Source organism: Parvibaculum sp. (genome assembly GCF_039680535.1).
Taxonomy (GTDB): Bacteria; Pseudomonadota; Alphaproteobacteria; order Parvibaculales; family Parvibaculaceae; genus Parvibaculum.
Genome location: NZ_JBDKSS010000015.1, coordinates 1 through 18,451 on the forward strand (window position 1 = coordinate 1; position 18,451 = coordinate 18,451).

The 18,451-nt window shown below is 63.9% G+C and carries 19 protein-coding genes and 2 riboswitches; of the genes, 15 read left to right on the plus strand and 4 right to left on the minus strand.

From position 1 onward, the window contains the following. From ABFC66_RS12005 to ABFC66_RS12050, 10 genes are all read left to right on the plus strand, one after another. Positions 1 to 710: heme o synthase (locus tag ABFC66_RS12005; protein WP_346741201.1), on the plus strand; the 710-nt coding region annotated here is incomplete at its 5' end. A 5-nt stretch (positions 711 to 715) separates the two neighbouring features. Further along, positions 716 to 928, plus strand: a complete 213-nt coding sequence (locus tag ABFC66_RS12010; protein WP_346741202.1) for a hypothetical protein — start codon at positions 716 to 718, stop codon at positions 926 to 928. A gap of 47 nt (positions 929 to 975) precedes the next feature. After that, on the plus strand, positions 976 to 1,815 hold the full coding sequence (locus ABFC66_RS12015) for a cytochrome c oxidase subunit 3 (protein ID WP_346741203.1): 840 nt from the start codon (positions 976 to 978) through the stop codon (positions 1,813 to 1,815). A 72-nt stretch (positions 1,816 to 1,887) separates the two neighbouring features. After that, positions 1,888 to 2,262 carry a DUF983 domain-containing protein gene (locus ABFC66_RS12020; RefSeq protein WP_346741204.1) on the plus strand — a complete coding sequence of 125 codons (375 nt, stop codon included), beginning with the start codon at positions 1,888 to 1,890 and terminating at the stop codon, positions 2,260 to 2,262. After that, positions 2,262 to 3,008, plus strand: coding sequence for an SURF1 family protein (locus ABFC66_RS12025; RefSeq protein WP_346741205.1), 747 nt, complete (start codon positions 2,262 to 2,264; stop codon positions 3,006 to 3,008). Before ABFC66_RS12020 ends, ABFC66_RS12025 begins: the two co-directional genes overlap by 1 nt. Beyond that, entirely contained in the window at positions 3,005 to 4,516 is a 1,512-nt protein-coding gene (locus ABFC66_RS12030) for a carboxypeptidase M32 (protein ID WP_346741206.1), read from the plus strand. The genes ABFC66_RS12025 and ABFC66_RS12030 overlap by 4 nt, the downstream gene beginning before the upstream one ends. Positions 4,517 to 4,615: 99 nt before the next feature. Next, entirely contained in the window at positions 4,616 to 6,022 is a 1,407-nt protein-coding gene (gene thrC, locus ABFC66_RS12035) for a threonine synthase (protein WP_346741207.1), read from the plus strand. A gap of 18 nt (positions 6,023 to 6,040) precedes the next feature. Next, on the plus strand, positions 6,041 to 7,312 hold the full coding sequence (locus tag ABFC66_RS12040; protein WP_346741208.1) for a pitrilysin family protein: 1,272 nt from the start codon (positions 6,041 to 6,043) through the stop codon (positions 7,310 to 7,312). Positions 7,313 to 7,377: 65 nt separating this feature from the next. Then, entirely contained in the window at positions 7,378 to 7,965 is a 588-nt protein-coding gene (locus ABFC66_RS12045) for a GNAT family protein (RefSeq protein ID WP_346741209.1), read from the plus strand. Between the two features lie 20 nt (positions 7,966 to 7,985). Next, the gene (locus ABFC66_RS12050; protein ID WP_346741210.1) at positions 7,986 to 10,982 is read left to right on the plus strand and encodes an EAL domain-containing protein; all 2,997 of its coding nucleotides are present in this window, start codon (positions 7,986 to 7,988) and stop codon (positions 10,980 to 10,982) included. Between the two features lie 6 nt (positions 10,983 to 10,988). Here the strand turns inward: ABFC66_RS12050 and ABFC66_RS12055 are convergent, their stop codons facing one another. Further along, positions 10,989 to 11,609 (minus strand): YqgE/AlgH family protein, encoded by a 621-nt coding sequence (locus ABFC66_RS12055; RefSeq protein WP_346741211.1) that lies wholly within the window; start codon positions 11,607 to 11,609, stop codon positions 10,989 to 10,991. Positions 11,610 to 11,782: 173 nt separating this feature from the next. Between ABFC66_RS12055 and ABFC66_RS12060 the strand changes: the two genes are divergently transcribed. Beyond that, positions 11,783 to 12,568 (plus strand): protein-disulfide reductase DsbD domain-containing protein, encoded by a 786-nt coding sequence (locus ABFC66_RS12060; RefSeq protein ID WP_346741212.1) that lies wholly within the window; start codon positions 11,783 to 11,785, stop codon positions 12,566 to 12,568. A gap of 123 nt (positions 12,569 to 12,691) precedes the next feature. Next, positions 12,692 to 13,177 carry a peroxiredoxin gene (locus ABFC66_RS12065; RefSeq protein ID WP_346741213.1) on the plus strand — a complete coding sequence of 162 codons (486 nt, stop codon included), beginning with the start codon at positions 12,692 to 12,694 and terminating at the stop codon, positions 13,175 to 13,177. Between the two features lie 57 nt (positions 13,178 to 13,234). On the opposite strand, the gene rnhA is transcribed toward ABFC66_RS12065, so the two are convergent. Genes rnhA through ispH form a run of 3 tightly spaced genes read right to left on the minus strand, consistent with a single transcriptional unit; the run spans position 13,235 to position 15,638 of the window. Then, positions 13,235 to 13,687: a ribonuclease HI gene (gene rnhA, locus ABFC66_RS12070; protein WP_346741214.1), complete on the minus strand. Its 453-nt coding sequence runs from the start codon at positions 13,685 to 13,687 to the stop codon at positions 13,235 to 13,237. Beyond that, positions 13,687 to 14,649 (minus strand): homoserine kinase, encoded by a 963-nt coding sequence (locus tag ABFC66_RS12075; protein ID WP_346741215.1) that lies wholly within the window; start codon positions 14,647 to 14,649, stop codon positions 13,687 to 13,689. Before ABFC66_RS12075 ends, rnhA begins: the two co-directional genes overlap by 1 nt. A 14-nt stretch (positions 14,650 to 14,663) precedes the next feature. Continuing rightward, entirely contained in the window at positions 14,664 to 15,638 is a 975-nt protein-coding gene (gene ispH, locus ABFC66_RS12080) for a 4-hydroxy-3-methylbut-2-enyl diphosphate reductase (protein ID WP_346741216.1), read from the minus strand. Between the two features lie 254 nt (positions 15,639 to 15,892). Between ispH and ABFC66_RS12085 the strand changes: the two genes are divergently transcribed. The 3 genes from ABFC66_RS12085 to gcvH all read left to right on the plus strand — a co-directional run bounded on the left by ABFC66_RS12085 (position 15,893) and on the right by gcvH (position 18,446). Beyond that, positions 15,893 to 16,513: a hypothetical protein gene (locus ABFC66_RS12085; protein WP_346741217.1), complete on the plus strand. Its 621-nt coding sequence runs from the start codon at positions 15,893 to 15,895 to the stop codon at positions 16,511 to 16,513. Positions 16,514 to 16,646: 133 nt separating this feature from the next. Further along, positions 16,647 to 16,738: riboswitch (glycine riboswitch) on the plus strand. A gap of 3 nt (positions 16,739 to 16,741) precedes the next feature. Further along, a riboswitch (glycine riboswitch) is annotated at positions 16,742 to 16,844 on the plus strand. 65 nt (positions 16,845 to 16,909) lie between these two features. Continuing rightward, on the plus strand, positions 16,910 to 18,052 hold the full coding sequence (gene gcvT / locus ABFC66_RS12090; protein ID WP_346741218.1) for a glycine cleavage system aminomethyltransferase GcvT: 1,143 nt from the start codon (positions 16,910 to 16,912) through the stop codon (positions 18,050 to 18,052). A gap of 16 nt (positions 18,053 to 18,068) precedes the next feature. Beyond that, a complete protein-coding gene (gene gcvH, locus ABFC66_RS12095; RefSeq protein ID WP_346741219.1) occupies positions 18,069 to 18,446 on the plus strand; it encodes a glycine cleavage system protein GcvH in 378 nt (125 codons plus the stop codon). Positions 18,447 to 18,451 lie beyond the last annotated feature (5 nt).

Genomic DNA, 18,451 nt, shown 5'->3' on the forward strand with positions numbered 1-18,451 from the left:
TGGCGCGTACCGCCGGCAGGCCCATTCCGGCCGGCCGGGTCACTCCGGGCGAGGCCTTCGCCTGGGGCATCACTCTTTCGGTCGGCTCGGTGCTGACGATGGCGCTGGCCGTCAATAACACGGCCGCCTTCCTGCTTGCCTTCACGATCTTCTTCTACGCCGTCATCTATACGATGGGGCTCAAGCGTCGTACGCCGCAGAACATCGTCATCGGTGGCGCGGCGGGCGCCTTCCCGCCCATGATCGGCTGGGCGGCGGTGACGGACAGCGTCACGATCCCCTCGATCGTGCTCTTCCTCATCATCTTCATGTGGACGCCGCCGCATTTCTGGGCGCTCGCCCTTTTCCGCTCGAAGGATTACGAGGATGCCGGCGTGCCGATGCTTCCCGTGGTCGCGGGCGAGGCGGAAACGCGGCGCCAGATCCTGATCTATTCGGCGCTTCTCGTGCCCGTGACGCTGGCGCCGGGCTTCCTCGGCTTTGCCGGGCTCATCTATACGGGTGTGACGGCGGTTCTCGGTATGGTCTTCCTGGTCTTCGCGTGGCGCGTCTTTGTTACGCGCGCCGACACGACGGAGGCGAAGGCCGCGCAGGACAAGGCAGCGAAGCATCTCTTCGCCTATTCGATCCTCTACCTCTTCCTCTTGTTCAGCACCTTGCTCGTCGAGCAGGCCTTCGGTCTGTCCATTCCGCTTGGGCTTGGAGCGTGAAACTGATGAGCGATGACAAGAGCCATGAAGCGCCGCATGTGCCGCATCAGTGGACGGAAGAACAGTTGAAGCGCCGCCGCCAGCGTAATCTGGCGTTGGCATGGGTACTCGGCGCGCTGGTGACGCTGTTTTTCGTCATCACCATCGCGAAGCTCGGCGGCAATGTCGCGAAGCGGCCTGTCGTCGGAGCTGCGGACAGATTTGAACTAGTTGGTTAAGAGCATTCGGCGGGATCTCGCCGGACGGGAAGTGGAGAACAGGGGAAATGGCTGACGCTCACGCCAAACATCACGACTACCATCTCGTAGACCCGAGCCCGTGGCCGTTCGTCGGCTCGGTCGGCGCCTTCGTTCTCGCCGTGGGTGCCGTGCTTTACATGCATGGCGATCCGCTGTGGTACATGGCGCCCGGCTTCGCCATCGTCATCTATACGATGATCGGCTGGTGGGCCGACGTCGTGCGCGAAGGCCAGCGCGGCGATCATACGCCGGTGGTGCAGCTTCACCTTCGCTACGGCATGCTCCTCTTCATCGCATCCGAAGTGATGTTCTTCGTCGCCTGGTTCTGGGCCTTCTTCGACGCGAGCCTCTTTACCGGCGAAGTGAAACAGGCCGCTCGCGCTGCCTTCACCGGCGGTCATTGGCCGCCCCAGGGCATCGAAGTCTTCGATCCGTGGCACATTCCGCTGCTGAACACGCTGATCCTGCTCACCTCGGGCACGACCGTCACCTGGGCGCACCATGCGCTGCTGCATGACGATCGCAAGGGCCTCATTCAGGGCCTGGCGCTTACGGTGATCCTCGGTCTGATCTTCACCTCGCTGCAGGCTTTCGAGTACTACCACGCGGAATTCTCCTTCGCGGGCAACATCTATGGCTCGACGTTCTTCATGGCGACCGGCTTCCACGGCTTCCATGTCATCGTCGGCACGATCTTCCTGATCGTCTGCCTGTTCCGCGCGATCAAGGGCCAGTTCACGTCGAAGGCGCATTTCGGCTTCGAGGCGGCTGCCTGGTACTGGCACTTCGTCGACGTGGTGTGGCTCTTCCTCTTCGCCAGCATCTACATCTGGGGATCGCATGGCGCTGTCGTTCACGGCGGTTAACGTCGCGAACGCTAAATGAACAAGGCGGCTCCGTTCGATACGGGGCCGCCTTTCTACTTTCTGGAGGTTGATATGGACGACCGCTTTTATCCGCCGCAATCCTCGCTGAAAGTGGGCCTCAGGAATTGCTGTCCGCGATGCGGCGAGGGAAAGCTCTTCACCGGCTTTCTCACCATTCCGCCGAAATGCGGCAAATGCGGGCTCGACTATAACTTCGCCGATGCCGGAGACGGTCCCGCGGTCTTCATCATGATGATCGCCGGCTTCATCGTTGTCGGCCTCGCGCTCTATGTCGAATTCACCTACCAACCGCCTTACTGGGTTCACGCGGTCTTGTGGATTCCGCTTACGCTGCTGCTGACCGTCGGCCTGTTGCGCCCGCTCAAGGGCTGGCTCATCGCCCAGCAATACAAGCACAGGGCCAGCGAGGGACGGCTCGAGAATTGATGGCGCGCGGTAACCCATACTTTCGGCCGCTGCTCTGGCCAACCGTCGCGACCGTCATCGCGTTGGCCATGCTTGTCGGCCTGGGTCTCTGGCAGATCGAGCGGCTCCATTGGAAGCTCGATCTCATTGCCACGATCAACACACGCATGGCCGCTCCGGCGGCGCTACCGCCTGCGCAGTCGGAATGGGCGAGCCTCGATCCGGCGGCGCTCGAATATCACCATCTGCGGTTGATCGGCACGTTCCGTCACGACAAGGAGCTCTACTACTTCGCGCAAGGCGAAGAGGGCGCCGCAGGCTATGACGTGATCACGCCGCTCGTTCTCAAGGATGGCGGCGGCATCGTGCTCGTCGATCGCGGCTTTGTGCCCGAGGAAATGAAGGACCCTGCGTTGCGCAAGGCGGGGCAGGTCGAGGGCGAGGTGACGGTGATCGGCGTCGCCCGCGCGCCGCAGGCCCGCGGCCAGTTCACGGCCGCCGACGATCCCGTGCGCAACATCTGGTTCACGCGCGATCCGAAGACGATGAGTGAGGCTGTCGGGCTCGGCAAGCTGGCGCCCTTCTATGTGGAAGCGGATGCGACGGCCAATCCGGGCGGCTGGCCCAAGGGCGGGCGCACGCGCGTCGACATACGCAACGAGCATTTCCATTACGCGCTGACATGGTTCGGCCTCGCGCTGGGGCTGCTCGCCGTCTATCTCTTCTATCATCGCTCGCAGGGGCGCATCGGACGGCCGAAGGCATGAACGCGCTCAACTCGATTTCCGCCTATGAGACATTGAAGGCGCGCTTCCACCGTCTCGCCGCCCTGCAGGGCGCGCAGTCGGTGTTGCATTGGGATCGCGCGACCATGATGCCGGAGGGCGGCGCCAAGGCGCGTGCAGAACAGCAGGCGGCGCTGGCGATGATCTGCCACGACATGTTGACCTCACCGCAGATGGCGGAGCTTGTCGCGAGCGCGGAAGAGACGGCGTCGTCGCTTGCCGAATGGGATCGCGCCAATCTCGCCGAGATGCGGCGGCTTCTCGTCCATGCCAATGCGACGCCTGCCGATCTGGTCGAGCGGCTGGCGCGGCAGCGCGCCGAAACGGAAATGGTGTGGCGTCATGCGCGCGCCGCAAATGACTATGCGTCGCTTGCCCCCGGTCTCGACAAGCTCATCTCGCTCGCCCGCGAGCAGGCGGCGGCAAAGGCCGAGGCGCTTGGCCTCGATCCATATGATGCGCTGCTCGACGGCTACGATCCGGGCCGCCGCTCTGCAGAGATCGACAGGCTCTTCAGCGAACTTGAAGGCTTCCTGCCATCGCTTCTGCAGGACGTCATGGAGGCGCAGAAATCCGCACCGCAGGCGCTGCCGATCGCGGGGCCGTTCCCCATTGCGCTCCAGGAGAAGCTCGGCCGCGAGATCATGGGCGTGCTCGGCTTCGACTTCCATCACGGGCGGCTCGACGTCAGCCACCACCCGTTCAGCGGCGGAGTGCCCGACGACAGCCGCATCACGACGCGCTACGACGAGGACGACTTCACCGAGAGCCTCATGGGCATCATCCATGAGACTGGCCATTCGCTTTATGAGCGCGGCCTTCCCGAGGAATGGCGGCACCAGCCGGTTGGCCGCTCGCGCGGCATGACGATTCACGAGAGCCAGTCGCTGCTGTTCGAAATGCAGGCGGCTCGGTGCGAGGCCTTCATCGGCTGGCTGACGCCGCGCCTCCGCACGGCGTTCGGCGGCGAGGGCGAGGCCTGGTCGGCTGAAAATATCCTCCGCCATTATCGCAAGGTCGGGCCGAGCTTCATTCGGGTGCAGGCCGATGAGGTGACCTATCCCTTGCATGTGATCCTGCGCTACCGCCTCGAACGCGCGATGATTGCGGGCGAGCTCGACGCGGCGGAGCTGCCTGCCGCCTGGAACGAGGGCATGGAGCGCTATCTCGGCATCACGCCGCCCGACGACGCCTCGGGCTGCATGCAGGACATTCACTGGCCTTCGGGGTCGTTCGGTTATTTTCCCACTTATACGCTTGGCGCGCTGGCTGCGGCGCAGCTCTTTGCGGCGGCCCGGACGGCGGTTCCCGGCCTTGAACGGGCGCTGGGGCAGGGCGAGTTTGCGCCGCTGCTCGGCTGGATCAGGGAAAATGTCCATGGGCGCGGCTCGTCGCTCACGCCCGATGAAATCATCATTTCTGCGACGGGCGGTCCTCTTGGAACGGGGGCCTTCCGGCGCCATATCGAGGCCCGGTACCTGGGCCGATGAGCCGGCCGGAGCCTCTTCACGCTCGCCCGTTTGCCTCCGTCCGTCCGGGGGGCTAGGTTACGGGCTGTCCGGCCCCCGGGTCAGGCTATCCTGGAGATTATGGTGAAGTACGTCAGCACAAGGGGCCAATCCCCCGAGCTTGAGTTCGAGGACGTATTGCTTGCGGGCCTGGCCCGCGACGGCGGCCTTTATGTGCCTGTGGAGTGGCCTCAACTGAGCGAGCGCAAGATCAGGGCGCTGGCCGGGCTCTCCTATCAGGAGGTCGCTTTCCGCGTCATGCGGCCCTTCATCGGGCCGTCTATCACGGACGCCGAGCTTTCGGCGATGATCGGCGAGGCCTATGCGAGCTTCGGCCACAAGGCCGTGGTGCCGCTGGTTCAGACCGGGTCGAACGACTGGCTGCTCGAGCTTTTCCACGGGCCGACGCTCGCCTTCAAGGACGTGGCGATGCAGATTCTCGCCCGGCTTTTCGACCATGTGCTGGCCAAGCGCGGCCAGCGGATCACGGTCGTCGGCGCGACCTCGGGCGACACGGGCTCCGCGGCGATCGAGGCCTTCCGCGGTCGCGACACGACCGACATTTTCATCATGCATCCCAAGGGCCGGGTCAGCGAAGTGCAGCGCCGCCAGATGACGACGGTGCTCGACGCGAACGTCCACAACATCGCCATCGAGGGCTCCTTCGACGATTGCCAGGCGCTGGTAAAGGCGATGTTCAACGACCACGCCTTCCGCGACGAGATTTCGCTGGCGGGCGTGAACTCGATCAACTGGGGCCGCGTCATGGCCCAGATCGTCTATTTCTTCACGAGCGCCGTGGCGCTCGGCGCGCCTGCGCGGCCGGTTTCCTTCTCCGTGCCCACGGGCAATTTCGGCGACATCTTTGCCGGCTATGTGGCGAGCCGCATGGGCCTGCCGATTTCGCGGCTCCTCGTTGCGACGAACCAGAACGACATCCTGGCGCGCACGCTGCACACCGGGCGCTATGAGGTCGGGCAGGTCCTGCCGAGCATGAGCCCGAGCATGGACATTCAGGTCTCGTCGAATTTCGAGCGTCTCGTTTACGACGCCTATGGCCGCGACGGCGCCGCCGTGCGCCGCCTGATGGAGAGCCTCGCGCAATCGGGCGCCTTCGAGATCGATGCGCTGCGGCTCGAAACGATCCGCGCGCTCTTCGCCGCGAAGCGCGTGGGCGAAGACGAGACCGCGCGGACCATTGCCGAGACGCTGGCGGAAACGGGCGAGCTCGTCGATCCGCATACGGCGGTGGGACTTGCCGCGGCGAAGGCCGAGCGCGGCGACCTTGCAACGCCGATGGTGACATTGGCGACGGCGCATCCGGCGAAGTTCCCCGATGCGGTCAAACAGGCGACGGGCGTTCATGCCGAACTTCCGCCGCGCATGAAGGATCTTTTCGAGCGTCGGGAGCGCCTCGATGTGCTGCCCAACGATCTGCAGGCAGTGGAGGGGTTCATTCGGGAGCGGGCACGGGCGGTTGTTGCGTAGCGGAGTCTGGAGTTTCTAATGGCTGTCAGTGTGACGAAGCTGGAGAGCGGTCTCACCGTTGTGACCGATCACATGCCGCATCTCGAAACCGCGTCGGTCGGCGTCTGGGTCGATACCGGCGCGCGCAACGAACGCGCCGATCAGCATGGCGTGTCGCATCTTCTCGAACACATGGCTTTCAAGGGGACGCAGCGCCGCTCCGCCCGCGCCATCGCGGAAGAGATCGAGAATGTCGGCGGGCATCTCAATGCCCACACGACGCATGAATCGACGGCCTATTACGCGCGCATCTTGAAGAACGACACGCCGCTCGCCGTCGATCTGATCTCCGACATTCTTCAGCATTCCGTTTTCGAGGCAGGCGAACTCGAACGCGAGCGCGGCGTCGTCATTCAGGAAATCGGTCAGGCGCTCGATACGCCGGACGACCTCGTCTTCGATCATCTGCTCGAAGCGGCCTATCCCGGACAGGCGCTCGGCCGCACCATTCTCGGCACCGTCGATACCGTGAAGAGTTTCGGCCGCGAGGCCTTGCAGGGCTACATGGACGAGCGTTATCAGGCGCCGCGCATGGTGCTCGCGGCGGCGGGCGGCGTCGATCACGACGAACTCGTGTCACTGGCGCAGGAAGGCTTCGCGGCGCTTCCCAGCGGGAAGGGCGAAGCGGCCGAGGCCGCAATATTCCGTGGCGGCGAGCGGAGGGAGACGCGCGATCTGGAGCAGGCGCATGTCGCTCTCGCATTCGAGGGACCGGCCTATGGCGATCCCGACTATTACACGGCGCAGATCTTTGCGAGCGTGCTTGGCGGCGGCATGTCCTCGCGCCTCTTCCAGGAAGTGCGCGAGAAGCGCGGCCTCTGCTACTCGGTCTTTGCGTATTCCTGGTCGTTCGTCGACACGGGCGTGCTCGGCGTCTATGCGGGCACCTCGCCCGACGACCTTGCGGAATTGATGCCCGTTCTTGCCGGCGAGATCGCGCGGCTTGGCGAAGACGCGACGGAAGAGGAAACGGCCCGCGCCAAGGCGCAGATGAAGGCCGGGCTTCTGATGAACCTTGAATCCTCGTCCACGCGCGCCGAGCAGATCGCACGGCAATACACGATCTATGGCCGGGTGCTGCCGCTCGACGAGATGATTGCCAAAGTGGATGCAGTTGATGCCGCGTCGCTCAGGCGCTTTGCGGGCCGCTTCCTTTCGAAGGCGGCGCCGGCTCTTGCCGCCGTCGGGCCCCTCGAAGGCGCGGGCGGCGGGCTTGAATCCTACGAGCGTCTCGCGGCAAGATTTGCGTAAGATCGTGTGAGGGCGCCGGCTCGATTGTGAGGCCCGACGGCTTCACACATCTGGAATCGGTGCGCATGGCCTTTCTGAGATCCATATCGAAAGCGGAGACCGCGCCGGTGATTCTCGGCGACGGCGTGTTTCTGCGCGGGCCCCAGATGGGCGATTATGCCGAGTGGGCGTTGCTGCGCGATCGCAGCCGCGACTTCCTCAGCCCCTGGGAGCCGACATGGCCGGTCGACGATCTCACACGCTCCGCATTTCGCAGGCGGATCAGGCGCTATCTGCGCAGCGTCAGAGAGGATCAGGCCTACCCATTCTTCATCTTTCGCGAGCAGGATGAGGCGCTGGTGGGCGGCTGCACGCTTTCCAACGTGCAGCGTGGCGTGCAGCAATCCTGCACGCTGGGCTATTGGGCGGGCGAGACCTTTGCCGGGAAGGGCTATGTCACCCAGGCGGTGCGGGCGCTCATCCCCTATGTGTTCGAGGAGTTGAAGCTCCACAGGCTTCAGGCGGCCTGCCTGCCGGAAAACGAGCGATCCAAGGCGGTCCTGCGCAAATGCGGCTTTCACGAAGAAGGCTATGCGCGCGGCTATTTGAGAATTAATGGGATGTGGCGCGATCACGTCGTCTTTGCCATTCTGCGAGATGATCCGCGGCGGTGATTGTGTAAGAAGGGGAAGCGATGCTGAGAGGCCAAAGGGGCATGCGCGCGCTTGGCGCGGCTGCCGCGTTGCTGTGCGCGTTGGTGCCCGGCACTTCCCATGCGCTTGACGCGGTGGCGCTCGACGATCCCCGGGCCGTGGTCGACCTGACACCCTTCACCGAACGCTATGAGGAGCATGGGCAGAAGCTGACCATCGAGGCGCCCGATAGCGGCGTCAGCGACGGACAGACACCGCCGCAACCGAAGGCTGCGGCACCTGCACCCTCCGCGGCGCCGGCGGGGCCGGCCGATGGCGAGAGCGCCGATGCCGAGGGCGAGGACAACGGTACCGTCACTCTTTCGGACGGGTCGCCCGAGGCCAATGGCGTGTGGCTCGCGACGGCGTTGCGCAACCGGGCGCAGGACCCGGTGACGCGCTATCTCGTCGCCGACCGCCGCGGCGAGGGCTTCCTCAATTTTCTCTGGCCTCATCCCGCCCCCGAAGTCGATCGCGCCTATGCCGCCGGCGCCGAAGACCCGATTCCGTTGCCGACAGAGGGGCGGGCGGGCTTTTCGGTTCTGTCGCTCACCGTCGATCCGGTGACGAGCGTGACGGTGGCGCTCCATTCCGAGAAGCCGGCGCCCGCCTCGCTCTATATGTGGAATCCCAATGCCTGGCAGGCGTTCAACCGGCGCCTCTCGCTGATCGAGGGAGGCATGCTGGGCGTCGTCGCAGCGCTCGCCATCTATCTGGCGGCGCTTGCCGTTCTGACGCGCGTGCCGGCGGCGCGGGCGACCGCGGCTCTTCTCGGCACGGGCTTTCTCGTCGAGCTCGCGGAGTTTGGCTATCTCTCGATGATGGTCGGCGCGTCGGGCAAGTGGGATCTCATATTCAGAAGCTCGACGCTCGCGCTGTTCGCCAGCGCGGTCTTCGCGCTGGAGCGGTTCTTTCTCGACCTCGAACGCCATTTCCCGCGCGCTTCGCGCATCGCGCGGATCATGAGCCTGGCCGTTCTCGTCAGCATTCCGGTTTCGATGGTTTCGCCTGAAGCAGGTGGATTGCTGGTGCGGCTTTCGCTCGCTCTCGCACTTTTCGGCGGCGCGCCGCTCGTCGTGCTCGCGGCGCTGCGGGGCATCAGGCCGGCGCAGCTTCTCATTCCGGGCACGGCTCTTTTCGGCCTCGCCGGCCTCGTCGGCGCGCTCTATGCGGCGAGCTGGTTGCCGGGCACCTTCGTCGGAACCTCGCTCGCCGTGGGCATCTTCACCATCGCGCTGGTGCTTTTCGCCTTTGCCGCCGCCTATCAGGCCCAGGGCGGCCGCCGCCGCACGGATGTTGGAACGGTGCGGAGTGAGCAACGTCATGCCTTTGCGCTGTCAGGCGCGCGGCAGGGCGTGTGGGACTGGGACATTGTGAACGACACGCTTTATGTCTCGCCCTCCGTCGAGGCGTCGCTCGGCCTCGAGGCGGGAACGCTCGGGGGCAATGAGCTCTCATGGCGCGAGCACATGCATCCCAACGATCGCGAAACCTATCGCAATGCGCTCAACTCATATATCGGGCGGGGCAATGTTTCCTTCTCGCTCGAATTTCGCATGCGCCACTCGGACGACTCGTTCCGCTGGGTGGCTCTCAACGCGAGCTGCATCGCGGGCGCCGAAGGATTCTCGATACGCTGCGTCGGTACGGTGAGCGATATCACGCCGCGCAAGCTCGCCGAGGAGCGGCTGCTTCACGACGCGGTGCATGACAGCTTGACCGGCCTTCCCAATCGGGCGCTCTTCATGGACCGCCTCGACCGCGCCATCCGCCGCGTCGGCCACATGGAGCGTCCTCGTGCGGCGCTGCTGTTGCTCGATCTCGATCGATTCAAGAACGTCAATGACAGCCTGGGCCATTCGGGCGGCGACGCGCTTCTCATCGCGGTGGCGCGGCGTCTCGAATCCATGGTGACGCAGGAAGACACGGTGGCCCGCATCGAGGGTGACGAGTTCGGCCTCCTGCTCACCACACGCACCTCGCGCGCGGACGTCAAGGCGTTCGCCGAGTCGCTCGAGGAATTTCTGTCGCAGCCGATCGAGATCGGCGGTCATGAAGTTTTTCCGACCTCGTCCATCGGTGTCGCGATTTGCGAGGATAACCACGAGCGGCCGGAGCAGCTTCTCATCGAGGCTGAAATCGCACTCTATCGTTCAAAGAAGTCGGGCAAGGCGCATGTGGAGATTTTCGAACCCGGCATGCGCGCAACCTCGGACGATCACCTGAGCCTCGATACCGATCTCAGGCATGCGGTGGAGCGCAAGCAGTTCGAGATTTACTACCAGCCGATCATGTCGCTTGCCGACGGGACCGTGTCCGGCTTCGAAGCTCTGGTTCGGTGGAACCACCCGGAGCGCGGGCTTCTGACGCCCGACGACTTCGTGCCGTTCGCGGAGGAAATCGGCCTCATTCACGATATCGGAAGGTTTGCGCTGAGGGCTGCGAGCGAAGAGCTGGCGACCTGGCAGAAGCTCTTTCCAAAGGACAAGGCGCTCTTCGTCAGCGTCAATGTTTCAAGCCGCCAGCTTCTGCGTCACGACATGATCGACGATCTGAAACGCGTGCTTCGCCGCATCGATATCGTGCAGGGATCGCTGAAGCTTGAGGTGACGGAATCTCTGGTCATGGAGAATCCGGAGTTCGCGGCCCAGATGCTCACGCGCGCAAAGTCGCTCGGCGCCGGTCTGTCGCTCGACGATTTCGGCACGGGCTATTCCAGCCTCTCCTATCTGCAGCGCTTTCCCTTCGACACGCTGAAGGTTGATCGGTCCTTCGTCGCAGGCATGTCTGCCGATCGGGAAACGCCTGTCATCATCCGGTCGATGGTGCGGCTCGCCCATGATCTCGGCATGGAGGTTGTTGCAGAGGGAACGGAGAGCGAGGAGCAGGCGCGCGATCTGGCGATCATGGGCTGCGATTATGCGCAGGGCTTTTACTTCGGCCAGCCCATGCGGGCGGCGGAGGCGCTCGATTTCATTGCCCGCAACTCACACCGGTAAACGCCATCAGGCGTGACCCGCCTCACCCGACAGCAGCGACAGGTCGATGCCGATCTTCGACAGAGCGGAATAATATTTCCGGTCGAGATTGTTCCCGAAGAGAAGCTCCGGGTCCGTATCGCAATGGAGCCAGCCATTGGCCTGTATTTCCGCTTCAAGCTGGCCCGGCGCCCAGCCCGCATAGCCGAGCGCGAGAAGGGCGCGGCTCGGGCCTCTGCCGCGGGCGATCGCGCGCAGAATGTCGAGGCTTGCGGTAAGGCCGACATCCTCGTCCACCGGCAGCGTCGAATCCTCGGAGAAATAATCCTGTGTATGCAGAACGAACCCGCGTCCCGCCTCGACGGGGCCGCCGACAAGCACCGGACAGCTTGTCTTGCCCGGAACGCGCAGCGGGCTTTCGCTGGGCACCGGGATTGCGAGTTGATCCAGCAGATCGGGCAGCGTGATGTTGGGTGCGGGCTTGTTGACCACGATCCCCATCGCGCCTTCTGCATTATGGACACAGAGATAGATGACGGTGCGATCAAACCGGTCGTCGCCGATCTGCGGCATCGCGATCAGCATCTTGCCCTCGAGGAAACCGTCCGCGCCGGGCTTACAGGTCTGAGGTGACGAAATCTGGCTCATGCAATTCTACTTGGGCTTGGCCACGTCGTTTTCAACGCCTCGTGGTAATATTGTTCTCCCTTGCGAAGCGCTTGTCACGCGGTAATCCCGGGTGGTGACGCCAGGCTACCTTGCCTTATCATTACCGGGCGATGTTACGGCTTATGGGCGCGACGATGAAGGAGGCGAGACGAGTGGCGGTCGCGGCGCGGATTGTCGCCATTTTTCTGCTGTTCGGCATCCTGCCGGCACAGGCGGACGATGCCGGTTCGCCGGCGCGGTTGCAGCTTGTCGCGGCGGTGAGCGGACACGGTGCCGAGCCGTTCCTTGCGGGCATTCGCATGGAGATGGCGCCGGGCTGGCACACTTACTGGCGCGTGCCGGGCGATTCGGGATTCGCGCCGAAGTTCGACTGGTCGGCGTCACGCAACGTGGCGTCCGTCGATCTGCGCTGGCCCGCGCCGGAACGCTTCGATGCGCCGGGCGACTCGACCTTCGGCTATGCGAAGGAAGTCGTCTGGCCGGTTCTCGTTACTCCGAAGGATGCCAAGAAGCCGGTCAAGCTCGCGCTGAAATTTTCCTACGGCATCTGCTCGAACATCTGCGTGCCGGGTGAAGCGGAGTTGACACTCGCCATTCCGGCGTCGACGGATGCGGCGCCGACGCCTGAAGCCGAGATCATCGATCGATTCCTCGCGCGCGTTCCGAGGGAACCTGCAGATCCTTCCCTCGTCTCTGTGCGTTCCGATGGCAGCGCGCTCCGCGTCCGCTACCGGGGGGCAGGCGAGGTGCCACAGCTCATTGTCGAAGGGCCGAAGGGCATTTGGTTTGGGAAGCCGCAAGCCGCGAGAACGGGCGATGCAATCGAATATGTCGTGCCGGTCGAAGTGCCGGCGGGGGTGCTCTACAGTGATACGCGGGTCAGGCTCACATTGTCGGGCCCGGAAACCGCCATCGAGGCCCTGCGTTCCGTCGAGTGAGCCATGCTCACGGCTTCGTGAGCGGAGGGTTTCATCACCGACTGGCGGCAGGCCGAGAATGCGGCTTTAATGCCCGCCGAACCGCGGGCCCCATGAGGCGCGCCACAAACATTGGAGGCAGGAATGACCATCAACGTCGGAGAAAAAATCCCGGACGTCACGCTGATGAAGCTCACCGAAAAGGGGCCGGTGCCGGTCAAGACCGCCGACCTCTTCAAGGGCCGCAAGGTCGTCGTCTTCGCGCTTCCGGGTGCCTTCACGCCGACCTGCTCGAACCAGCATCTTCCGGGTTTCATCCAGAAGGCCGACGAGATCAAGGCGAAGGGCGTGGACGAGATCGTCTGCCTCTCCGTCAACGACGCTTTCGTCATGGGCGCCTGGGGCAAGGCGCAGGGCGCGGGCGACAAGGTGACGATGCTCGGCGACGGCAATGGTGAGCTGACGAAGAAGCTCGGTCTCGACTTCGACGGTTCGGGCTTCGGCATGGGCACGCGCAGCCTGCGCTATTCGATGCTTGTCGATGACGGCGTCGTGAAGTCGCTCAACAAGGAGCCTAACCCCGGCGAGGCGAAGGTTTCGGGCGCGGAGAATATCCTGACGCAGATCTGAAGCGTTCGGCAAAAATGCAAAGGGCCTCGCGATGCGGGGCCCTTTTGTTTTCGGAGTTCATTTGCCCTTCTGATAGGGCTCCATGCCGCGCCGCGCGAGTTCGTCCGCGCGTTCGTTTCCGTCATGGCCAGCATGACCTTTCACCCAGTGAAAGCTGACGTCGTGCGTTTCGAGCGCCAGTTCCAGACGCTGCCACAGCTCGGCGTTTTTCACGGGCTTCTTGTCAGCCGTGCGCCAGCCATTGCGCTTCCAGTTGTGAATCCACTTGGTGATGCCGTCGCGCAGATAGACGGAGTCCGTGTGAAGCCGTGCATGGGATTCACGCTTCAGCGCCTCGAGCGCCATGATCGCGGCCATCAATTCCATGCGGTTGTTGGTCGTCAGCTTTTCGCCGCCGCAGATTTCCTTCTCGACGCCCTTGTAGCGCAGCAGCGCCCCCCAGCCGCCCGGCCCTGGATTGCCGGAGCAGGCGCCATCCGTATAAATCTCGATCGTCTCGTGGGTTGTCATCAGTCGAGGCCGTAGGCAGCGGGCGAGGAAAGGCTGCGGTGGAAGCGCAGGCGCTTGAGATATTCGAGCGGGTTCTTCGGTTTGACGAGCGCGCCCGGCGGATGGTGGAGCCAGTCGTAAAGCCGCGTCAGCAGGAAGCGCATGGCGCTGCCGCGCGCGAGCAGGGGCAGCGCCGCAAGCTCCGCCGCGTCGAGCGGGCGGACCTGATTATAGGCCTGCGTCAGCGCGCGGGCCTTGGTGATGTTGAACGAACCATCATGCTCGAAGCACCAGGCATTGAGGCAGATGGCAAGGTCGTAGGCGAGCGCGTCGTTGCAGGCGAAATAGAAGTCGATGAGGCCCGAAAGCTTCTCGCCGATGAAGAAGACATTGTCCGGAAAGAGATCGGCATGGACGATGCCCTGCGGCAGATCATGCGGCCAGCTCGCTTCGAGCGTCGAAAGTTCGTCGGCAAGCTCGGCGGCAAGTCCGCGTGACACTTCGTCGGCGCGGGCACGGCTCGCCTCGAAAAGCGGACGCCAGCCGGACACGGTCAGCGCATTGGCGCGGCGCAGCGGAAAGTCGGCACCGGCGAGGTGGAACCGCGCGAGTCCCGCGCCCAGTTCCGCGCAATGCTTCGGCTGCGGCTTGCGGACCGAAAGCCCTTCGAGAAAGCTGACGATGGCAGCCGGGCGCCCGGCGAGCTTGCCCAGCATCTCGCCCTTGCGGTCGCGGATCGGCACGGGGCAGGCGATCCCCTTCGAGGCGACATGGTTCATCAGCCCTAGGAAGAAAGGCAGGTCTTCCGGCGCGACGCGCTTTTCATAAAGCGTGAGGAGATAGGCGCCCGCCGTCGTGTGAAGCAGGAAATTCGAATTCTCGACGCCTTCCGCGATGCCCTTGTAGGAGCGCAACTCGCCAATGTCATAGGTGGCGAGAAAAGCTTCGAGCTCGTCGTCGTCGACTTCCGTGTAAACAGCCATTCGAGAGATTCCTGTCAGCCGGCGAGGGCGCGGGGCAGCTTGAACTGCACGGATTCGCGGGCGGCTTCCACATCTTCGACCGTCACGTCGAAATGTTCGCGGAAAGCGGCGATGACTTCATCGACCAGCACATCGGGCGCGCTGGCTCCGGCGGTGAGGCCTACGGTGCGCGGGTGCCCAAGCGCCGCCCAGTCGATATCGGCGGCACGCTGCACCAGCATGGATTTGGCGCAGCCCGAGCGTTCGGCCACTTCGACGAGGCGCATCGAGTTCGAGGAATTCGGCGCGCCGATGACGATGACGGCATCGGCGCGCGGCGCGATGGCCTTCACCGCTTCCTGCCGGTTCGTCGTCGCGTAGCAGATGTCTTCCTTGTGTGGGCCGACAATCCCGGGAAAGCGCCGGCGCAGCGCGGCGACGATTTCCGCCGTGTCGTCGATCGAAAGGGTCGTCTGTGTGACGAAGGCGAGCTTTGCCGGATCGCGGGGCTCGAAGGCTTCCGCGTCCGCCACCGTCTCCACCAGGTGCACGGCGCCCTCGGCCAACTGGCCCATGGTGCCGATGACTTCGGGGTGGCCTGCATGGCCGATCAGGATGATGTCGAGGCCGCGCTCATGGTGGCGCTCCGCCTCGACATGGACCTTGGAGACGAGGGGGCAGGTGGCATCGAAATAGATGAGCTCGCGGGCCTTCGCCGCCTCGGGCACGGATTTCGGCACGCCATGCGCAGAGAATATGACGCGCGCGCCTTCCGGCACCTCGTCCAGCTCCTCGACAAAGATCGCGCCCTTGCGTTCCAGCGTTTCCACGACGAAGCGGTTATGCACGATCTCGTGGCGCACATAGACGGGCGGGCCGAATTTCTCGATGGCCGTTTCGACGATCTGGATCGCCCGGTCCACGCCCGCGCAGAAGCCGCGGGGCGAGGCGAGGATCAGCGTCAGTTTCGGCTTCGGCTTCGGGGCTCGCTCGGTCATGGTCGTGCTCATGGGGACGTGCTTGTCTCGTGAGGCCGCCCGGGCGCGGTGAGCGCTCCGGCCCCCTGCTTGTGGCTTCGCCGACACTTCGATAAAGTGCCCGCGCCGCCTCAAGCGGCCCTGTTGACCTGCCTAACCATCTGAAAAGCAAGGCTTTCGGGGGTCTTCTCTGCCGGTAATAGAGGGGTCCGCCCGGCGAAAGTCAAGAAACCGGGCATGGGCGGCAGGCGAGGCTTTCACATCCTTACCCAGCGAGTGACACGACGATGCCGTTTCCGATCGACCCGACCGGCCTTCCGCGCCATGCAGGTGTCTTCTCCGTCCGGGGCCTCGGCCTCGCCGCGCTTCTCGTCATGCCGCTGGCGCTGGGCGGTTGCTCCATGTTCGGTGGCAGCGACGAAGCGGTCGACGTCGTCGAAAAGGACGCGCCAAAGCCCTGTCCGACGGTCGGCGTTCTCGACGGCGCGGACCATGTCACGCTCTTCAATGGCCGCGGCAAGGACCTGACGGACGTGGTTCTGCGCGCCGAAATCCGCAAATCCGCGCTTCAGTGCGAATATGATTCCGACAACTCCGAAATCTCGGTCAACGTCGCCTTCGACGGCACGGTCGATCTGGGGCCCGCCGCCACCTCGCGCGAGGCGAATATTCCGGGCTTTATCGCCGTCGTGCGCAACGGCTACATGGTCACCAAGAAGCCGCTCGACATTCCGGTCACCTTTGAAGGCTCGGCCCGGACGGTGAAGTTCCTCAAGACGGTCGACGACACGACGATCCCCATCGGCGGCGAGATCAACGGCGCCAATTATGAGGTCATTGTCGGCTTCCAGCTGACCCAGGAACAGCTCGACTACAACAAGAAGGTTCCGACGACGCCTTTGCGCTGAAAACAGCCGAAAAAGCCGATTTCCGTGGAAAACTCCGATTCGTTTTGGGGTTTTTCACAGGGCCGATTGACTCCACCGGGCCCCTCCATATGATCGGGCCCGGTTTCACCGATTGAAGCCAAACGTCATACAGATGATCCCTGCGGGAGAGATCGGATCGAGAGGTCCGGCGCCGAAGGAGCAACCGCCCCGGAAACTCTCAGGCAACCGGACCGCAGGGGGATGAATCTCTGGAAAGCAGGCCGTCCAATCTCGGATGGGCCTCACCGAAGGGCGTAAGCGGCGGGTCTCTATTCCCGTTCCGCGAAATCTCTCAGGTTCCGCGACAGAGGGGGCGCTGCCGGCATTTCGCCGGACGGCAGCCCTTGATGATTCGCGTGCAACCGAGAGAGGCACATGTCAGCTCCCCATTCCGAAGAGACGCTTCAGGTCACCCCGCTGCATGCGCTCCATATCGAGCTCGGCGCGAAGATGGTTCCTTTCGCGGGCTATGACATGCCGGTCCAGTACAAGGACGGCGTACTGGCCGAACACCTCCACACGCGCGAGGCGGCGGGCCTTTTCGACGTGTCGCATATGGGGCAGGCCTGGATCGAGGGGCCGGATTTCGAGACCGTTGCACGTGCGCTCGAGGCGCTCGTTCCCGGCGATCTTCTGGGCCTTGCGCCCGGCGCCATCCGCTACACGCTTCTGCTGAACGACAAGGGCGGCATTCGCGACGACCTCATGGTCACGCGCCCGGCCGAAGCGGCGCGCGCCAACTCGCTTTTCGTCATCGTCAACGCGGCCTGCAAGGAGGCGGACTTCGCGCATATCGCCGCGAACCTGCCAGCCGGTATCGCCCTGAAGCCGATCCGCGACCGCGCGCTCATCGCGCTTCAGGGACCGAAGGCCGTCGAGGTCTTCAAGCGTTTTGCGTCCGCCGGCGCCGACATGCTCTTCATGACCGCGCAGGCGATGGACGTCGCGGGCGTGCCCTGTCTCGTCAGCCGTTCGGGCTATACGGGCGAGGATGGTTACGAGATTTCGGTGCCGGAGAAGGATGCGGTCTCGCTCACGAAGAAGCTTCTTGGCGAGCCGGAAGTGAAACCCATCGGCCTTGGCGCGCGCGACTCGCTCCGCCTCGAAGCGGGCCTCTGCCTCTATGGCCACGACATTGACGAGACGACGACGCCCGTCGAGGGCGCGCTCACCTGGGTCATCGGCAAGCGCCGTCGCGAGGAAGCGAACTTCCCGGGCGCGAAGATCATTCTTGGCCAGATCTCGAACGGCGCGTCGAGGAAGCGCGTCGGTCTTCTGCCGGAAGGCAAGGCACCCGCGCGCGAAGGTACGGAGATCGTCGCGGACGGCAAGGTTATCGGCACGATCACCAGCGGCGGTTATGGCCCGACTGTCGGCGGACCGATCGCCATGGGCTATGTCGACACGAGCCACGCCAAGGTCGGCACGGAAGTTGAATTGATGGTGCGGGGCAAGGGGCGACCGGCAAAGGTCGTTGCGATGCCTTTCACCGAGAAACGTTTTCACAAGACGAAATAAGTCAGGGAATAGAGAGATGAGCGAGATCCGTTTCACCGACCAGCATGAATGGGTGCGCGTCGAAGGCGATGTGGCGACCGTCGGCATCACCGACTACGCGCAGGAACAGTTGGGCGATGTCGTCTATGTGGAACTGCCGGAAGTCGGCAAGACCATCGCGCAGGGCGACGAGGCCGCCGTGGTCGAAAGTGTGAAGGCGGCAAGCGAGGTCTATGCGCCTGTGTCCGGCGAAGTCGTTGAGGTCAATGGCGATCTCGAAGCGGCACCCGGCGGCGTCAACGAAGATGCGATGGGCAAGGGCTGGTTCGTGAAGCTGAAGCTTTCCGACAAGTCCGAGCTTTCCAAGCTGATGGATGAAGACGCTTACAAGAGCTTCGTCGAAGGTCTCGCCTGATTTTT

What these genes read in the sequence shown, in the direction of transcription:
- ABFC66_RS12010 (WP_346741202.1), top strand. Translation starts at nt 716, where the DNA reads ATGAGCGATGACAAGAGCCATGAAGCGCCGCATGTGCCGCATCAGTGG.
- ABFC66_RS12015 (WP_346741203.1), top strand. Translation starts at nt 976, where the DNA reads ATGGCTGACGCTCACGCCAAACATCACGACTACCATCTCGTAGACCCG.
- ABFC66_RS12020 (WP_346741204.1), top strand. Translation starts at nt 1,888, where the DNA reads ATGGACGACCGCTTTTATCCGCCGCAATCCTCGCTGAAAGTGGGCCTC.
- ABFC66_RS12025 (WP_346741205.1), top strand. Translation starts at nt 2,262, where the DNA reads ATGGCGCGCGGTAACCCATACTTTCGGCCGCTGCTCTGGCCAACCGTC.
- ABFC66_RS12030 (WP_346741206.1), top strand. Translation starts at nt 3,005, where the DNA reads ATGAACGCGCTCAACTCGATTTCCGCCTATGAGACATTGAAGGCGCGC.
- thrC (WP_346741207.1), top strand. Translation starts at nt 4,616, where the DNA reads ATGGTGAAGTACGTCAGCACAAGGGGCCAATCCCCCGAGCTTGAGTTC.
- ABFC66_RS12040 (WP_346741208.1), top strand. Translation starts at nt 6,041, where the DNA reads ATGGCTGTCAGTGTGACGAAGCTGGAGAGCGGTCTCACCGTTGTGACC.
- ABFC66_RS12045 (WP_346741209.1), top strand. Translation starts at nt 7,378, where the DNA reads ATGGCCTTTCTGAGATCCATATCGAAAGCGGAGACCGCGCCGGTGATT.
- ABFC66_RS12050 (WP_346741210.1), top strand. Translation starts at nt 7,986, where the DNA reads ATGCTGAGAGGCCAAAGGGGCATGCGCGCGCTTGGCGCGGCTGCCGCG.
- ABFC66_RS12055 (WP_346741211.1), bottom strand. Translation starts at nt 11,609, where the DNA reads ATGAGCCAGATTTCGTCACCTCAGACCTGTAAGCCCGGCGCGGACGGT.
- ABFC66_RS12065 (WP_346741213.1), top strand. Translation starts at nt 12,692, where the DNA reads ATGACCATCAACGTCGGAGAAAAAATCCCGGACGTCACGCTGATGAAG.
- rnhA (WP_346741214.1), bottom strand. Translation starts at nt 13,687, where the DNA reads ATGACAACCCACGAGACGATCGAGATTTATACGGATGGCGCCTGCTCC.
- ABFC66_RS12075 (WP_346741215.1), bottom strand. Translation starts at nt 14,649, where the DNA reads ATGGCTGTTTACACGGAAGTCGACGACGACGAGCTCGAAGCTTTTCTC.
- ispH (WP_346741216.1), bottom strand. Translation starts at nt 15,638, where the DNA reads ATGAGCACGACCATGACCGAGCGAGCCCCGAAGCCGAAGCCGAAACTG.
- ABFC66_RS12085 (WP_346741217.1), top strand. Translation starts at nt 15,893, where the DNA reads ATGCCGTTTCCGATCGACCCGACCGGCCTTCCGCGCCATGCAGGTGTC.
- gcvT (WP_346741218.1), top strand. Translation starts at nt 16,910, where the DNA reads ATGTCAGCTCCCCATTCCGAAGAGACGCTTCAGGTCACCCCGCTGCAT.
- gcvH (WP_346741219.1), top strand. Translation starts at nt 18,069, where the DNA reads ATGAGCGAGATCCGTTTCACCGACCAGCATGAATGGGTGCGCGTCGAA.